Genomic DNA, 4,934 nt, shown 5'->3' on the forward strand with positions numbered 1-4,934 from the left:
ACTTTTTTGTATATTACAGCACACAACAAAACCTAAGCACCATTAAAACGGATGCTTAGCAAAATCGTTAACTAACATTGTCGAAAATGATGTGAAACTTTCTTTTTGATTAATAAAAGTCAGTTTCTAAATTTTGGTTTTTAATAGTAATTCCAGTTCTATCCTTTTTTTAGAGAACTAAACGTTTTATGTGTTGGCTTTTTTGCCAACTTCTCTCCTATTTGATTGTCGGTTCTTAGTTTCTGTTTGAAACGGTTTTGTTTGATTCCGATAACTCCGCTTATTTTTAACTTTATGAAAGAACCTCTTTGAGTTTTAGCCAATTCTCGCTTAACGTTCTGTCCCGTTCTTTTTCTAAAAAAAGGCTTTACACAAAACTTAAATCACGCAAACTAAATGCAATTAAGGCTTGTGGTTACTTATTCACTTTTGGCTGAAAATTGTTCCTTTTTGTAAACGCAAGTATTTGCATTCTGTCTCGTTTGCTTTCTGTATAAAATTTTCTAATCGCTTTAAACTTTGGCTAGTGTTCTCCAACATTAGCTAACATGGTGTATAAAAAATAGCTCCATTGTCTATAAATCAAAAATTATAACTAATTTTAAATCATGAAAAACCAATGAAAAATTGCTGCTAAAATTATCGCAACTTTTCATACACAAATACGTTAGCCACAATTAAAGAAATGGAAAGATTAATAAAACTTGGAAATGAAAAATCGTTTAATGATTTCAAAAGTCAATATGGAACAAGTAATTTTGAATTATTGAAAGAAAAATTATTAAACAATCAAAACACTTTAAACCTTTTTAGAGAAAGTAACTTACATAATGTTCCGACAGCAGAAAACCTATTTGGAGTAGTTATGCAAAACGACTATGTAAATATTGTAACTTATTGTCACGATTTTAGTCCAGCTGAATTAGAAAAGAAAAATGATTATTTATTCTATTCAGCTTTGATTATACTTGATGAATGGGTTGGAAAATATTTACCACATTATTTGAATAACCAAGAAGACTAATTTTCAGAGATTTTAAAAGACGCTGTTTGGTTTAAAATACAAGACTCTATTACTCGTCTTGGAGAAATATATGATGAACTTGAAAAAAAATATAAAAAATGATTTGGATAATTATTATTTTAGCTTTGATTTACTTTTTTATAATCAAACCTTTTTTACGATACAGAGATGCTGAAAATTTCGGGAGTTATTTAGCGGTGCCTGATGAGATTAGAAATATGATTGAAAATGAAAAAGTTTTTGAACTTTCTGAATTATTAGTTGAGCTTGAAATAAATAAAAATTACGAACTATGTAAAGTAATTCTTCAAGCAATTGACTCGAAAGGATTTTCGTTTTCACGAAGAGTTGATAAGGTTAGAAATGAAATGAGGATTCAAGCAGGTCTTGGTTCTTTGAAGAATTTTTAAAAAATAACAGTGGCTAACAACGTGTATAATTAATTGCGGCTGAATTTCCACTACGGAAATTCAATCTTAATTAATTATCTTTCCCAAAAATCGGAAAATGACTCGCGTCCTTTTCCCGCAAAAAATCATACACAAAACCGTTGCCATTAATTTGAATGAACAAGAAAACTAAAAAAATAATCGCAAAAGAATTTTTATTCTTACTTGGAACAACAATTTTATTCTTTGTTGTTCTTTTTATTTGGATAATGCTTCACGAATCCAATTATAACAAAAAACACGAACTAAAAGATAAAATTAGTGAGTTGACTATTTATGAAAAATTACCTTATAGATTAAGAGTATTCTATTACATAAATAATGACATCATTAAAAACTCTTGGGATAAAATGTCCGATAGTGAAAAGTTCATTTCTGATTTAAAAGACAAGGAGCAAGCATCAGAAACATATGATTATATAAAAGAGGAAGGAAATATCAGCATTACTAAAGATGAATTTTTAGAAAAAATTTCAAAAGACAATAAATCTGAAAACTATCTGACCAAAATACTACCATTAGAAAGGAAACTAGAAGAAACTAAAGACTCTTTTTTTAACAGTAGTATTAGAGATGACGAAATTCTTGGACTTGGGATTTTTCTTTTTTCTATATTCTTTCTTTTACGCTATCTGATTTATGGAACAAAGTGGAGTATAAAACAACTGAAAGAATAAAAACTAATGGCAACAATGTATAACCGCAATTACGGCGGATTCGACTACGTCCGAATCCACTCAGAATTTCTTAAACTAGTTTATAACTAAAAACTTTTGGCTAAATTAGTCCGATAACTGACGGGTTATACGAAGCCGTTGTGCAACATTACCAAAAAAACCGAAAGCTGAATGAAAATATTTCCTGAAATCGACTATTTTATTGAATTAAATGATGATAGTTCATTAGCAATTTCGGAATTAGAAAATCAAACATTATCGAAAGAACAGTTCGTTGCGAATTGGAATAATCAGACTTTCATCGGAAAAATTGAAAAGAATGAATTTGAAGTTAAACTTTCAAAAAAAATAATTGGTGAGTTTTGTGTTCTGAAAGGGAAATTGAAAAATGAAAAGGGGACGTTGAAAATACGAACTGGTAGAATTTTTAAAATCATATTTGTTGCGATAGTTCTATTTGCTCTTTCTGGAATAGTTACAGCAATAGTACAAAACAAACTAGAGCTGATATTTCATCTTGTTATGACTATTTTAGTAATGAGATTTATTTTTTTAGAACTAGGATTTAGAATTATTTCAAACAGCGGAATAAATAAATTGACTGAAATAATCGGAATAAAAGAATTAAAAAAAACGTTGCACAACAATGTATAACCGCAATTACGGCGGATTCGACTACGTCCGAATCCACTCGGAATTGCTAACACTAGTGAACAAAAGAAAATAATAACTAATTTAACCCGCAACTGACGGTTATACGAGACCGTTGGCAATAATAAAGAATAACCATATGAATATAAAAGAATTTAAAGAAAGATTTGAAAAAATCGAAGAAGAAGTTGATATTACAGAAGCAAATGAACTTGAAGAAAAAGTTTATAAACTTGAAGAAGATATTAGTGAAGTTATTGGTTTTGGAATGCCAAATGAAGAAAAAGCATTACAGAGTTTAATAAATAAAATTACTCGTTTTAAAAAAGAAAATGATTTTTATGACCCAGATGCAGAGTTAGATAGAATGTTCCCAAATAGAAATGATGATGATTTTGATGAAGATTCAATGTCTTACGATAGTGTTTTTGGAAAGGATTAAATTAATAAAATATGACAAGAAGATTTAAAAAGACCGTTAGAAGTGCTGTGTTAGACGGAGTGATTACTCCTGAAGAAAAAGCTATTTTAAAGAAAGTAGCTAAAGAAGAAAATGTTTCGGATATTGACGCTGAAGTTTATATTATGCAAGAATTAAAAAAACAAAAAGCCAAAAACAATAAAAGAGATAGTTGGTTTTCTCGAAATTCTTCTGCTATTATCAATACATTAGGAACTTTAGGCGGAATTGTTTTAACAGCATTTATAAAAGGAAAAAAGTAAGCTGAATGATTACTATTGCCAACAACGTGTATAGCTCATTGCTACTTACTGTTACTTTGGAAAATCCTTCGGATTTTCCGCCGCGTAAGTGCAATTTTTAGTAAGTTTATTGCGTAAAACACGCAACAAACCATACACAAAACCGTTGGCATTCATTGAGCAACCAACTCAAAAAATTGAAAATATGATTATGAAAATAATAAATGGAATTGTTTCTTTTTTTATTGGTGGTTTTTTAACCGTTTTAATATTTAGACCAATTTTGGCTTCTTTCATACCAAACGAAACAATACTTGATGTCTTGCATATTGCAATAAATATAATTATTGCAGTTCAGATTTATAAACTTGGAAAAAAGCTTTTTAACAATGACTTAAAAACTAAAAGACAACCTTGATAGAAAATAGAACAGAATCTGAATTGATTAACTGGAATTAATTTTAAACTGAATGAATCCGAAATTACTTACTCAATCGGAATTGAAAAAAGTTTGTGAAATAAATTGCTGACCAGATTCACTCGAACACAGGAAAAACAAAAACCAGAAACAAATCGAAATAAAAACAACGAAATGCCAACACGGGCTATAATTAATACGGGTTTTGGTGTTTAATCCAAAAGTTAGTGTATTTTTATAATGTCGTCAAATCATTTTGATTTGACTTTTGAACAGAAAAAGATAAAAGCAAACAAAATGCTTCGTCTTAGTGCTTAATCGTGAAGCTACCGCTTCCCTATTCCCGCACTAATCATAGCCGAAGCCGTTGTAGCTAATATTAGAGCAATAATATGAAAATAAAAGAAACGTTAGATTTCTTCTTGAATTTGAAAAATAATTCTGTTGAAAAATCTGAAATAAAAGTATTTGATAAATACATTGGAATTTTATCAGATTTAAAAAACAGGGATTTAACACAAAAACAAATTGAATCAATTGAATTGAAATTAGAAATCTTGAATTTAAAAACAGAATCTGAAGATAGAAAGAAGTATCTGACTAAAAAACTATCAGAATTTGAGAAATTTTTAAAAGATAATTTAGCTTTGATTTCAGACGGACATTATACAGGTTACGGAATGGTATTTGGAATGTTGATTGGAGTTTTAACACAGCTTTATTTTGGAATATATTCAATGTTAGGAGGGATGGTAATTGGAATGATTATAGGAGCAATTATGGATTCAGAAGCGAAAAAACAAGGAAGAGTATTGAAAACTAAAATCGATAAAAATACTAGCTACAACAATGTATAACCGCAATTACGGCGGATTCGACTACGTCCGAATCCACTCGGAATTGCTAATGCTAGTGAACAAAAGAAAATAATAACTAATTTAATCCGCAACTGACGGTTATACGAAACCGTTGTGAGCAATAGTTTCAGTCTTTTGGTTTTCTGAGTATTTATA

General features: G+C 29.3%; 8 protein-coding genes. All 8 read left to right on the plus strand.

Going from position 1 to position 4,934, the window contains the following annotated elements; all coding sequences use genetic code 11:
• The first annotated feature begins 685 nt into the window (after nucleotides 1–685).
• Nucleotides 686–1,024, plus strand: coding sequence for a hypothetical protein (locus ACFQ1U_RS02995; protein ID WP_386105165.1), 339 nt, complete (start codon nucleotides 686–688; stop codon nucleotides 1,022–1,024).
• 98 nt (nucleotides 1,025–1,122) lie between these two features.
• The gene (locus ACFQ1U_RS03000; protein ID WP_386105167.1) at nucleotides 1,123–1,434 is read left to right on the plus strand and encodes a hypothetical protein; all 312 of its coding nucleotides are present in this window, start codon (nucleotides 1,123–1,125) and stop codon (nucleotides 1,432–1,434) included.
• A 155-nt stretch (nucleotides 1,435–1,589) separates the two neighbouring features.
• Nucleotides 1,590–2,150 (plus strand): hypothetical protein, encoded by a 561-nt coding sequence (locus ACFQ1U_RS03005; protein WP_386105169.1) that lies wholly within the window; start codon nucleotides 1,590–1,592, stop codon nucleotides 2,148–2,150.
• Nucleotides 2,151–2,321: 171 nt separating this feature from the next.
• Complete coding sequence (locus ACFQ1U_RS03010) at nucleotides 2,322–2,804, plus strand: hypothetical protein (protein ID WP_386105171.1); 483 nt, start codon at nucleotides 2,322–2,324, stop codon at nucleotides 2,802–2,804.
• A 136-nt stretch (nucleotides 2,805–2,940) separates the two neighbouring features.
• Nucleotides 2,941–3,243, plus strand: coding sequence for a hypothetical protein (locus ACFQ1U_RS03015; RefSeq protein WP_386105173.1), 303 nt, complete (start codon nucleotides 2,941–2,943; stop codon nucleotides 3,241–3,243).
• A gap of 11 nt (nucleotides 3,244–3,254) precedes the next feature.
• Nucleotides 3,255–3,524, plus strand: coding sequence for a hypothetical protein (locus ACFQ1U_RS03020; protein ID WP_386105175.1), 270 nt, complete (start codon nucleotides 3,255–3,257; stop codon nucleotides 3,522–3,524).
• 190 nt (nucleotides 3,525–3,714) lie between these two features.
• Complete coding sequence (locus tag ACFQ1U_RS03025; RefSeq protein ID WP_386105177.1) at nucleotides 3,715–3,921, plus strand: hypothetical protein; 207 nt, start codon at nucleotides 3,715–3,717, stop codon at nucleotides 3,919–3,921.
• A gap of 392 nt (nucleotides 3,922–4,313) precedes the next feature.
• Complete coding sequence (locus ACFQ1U_RS03030) at nucleotides 4,314–4,778, plus strand: hypothetical protein (protein ID WP_386105179.1); 465 nt, start codon at nucleotides 4,314–4,316, stop codon at nucleotides 4,776–4,778.
• Nucleotides 4,779–4,934 lie beyond the last annotated feature (156 nt).

This window comes from Tenacibaculum geojense (assembly GCF_042676005.1).
Taxonomy (GTDB): Bacteria; Bacteroidota; Bacteroidia; order Flavobacteriales; family Flavobacteriaceae; genus Polaribacter; species Polaribacter geojense.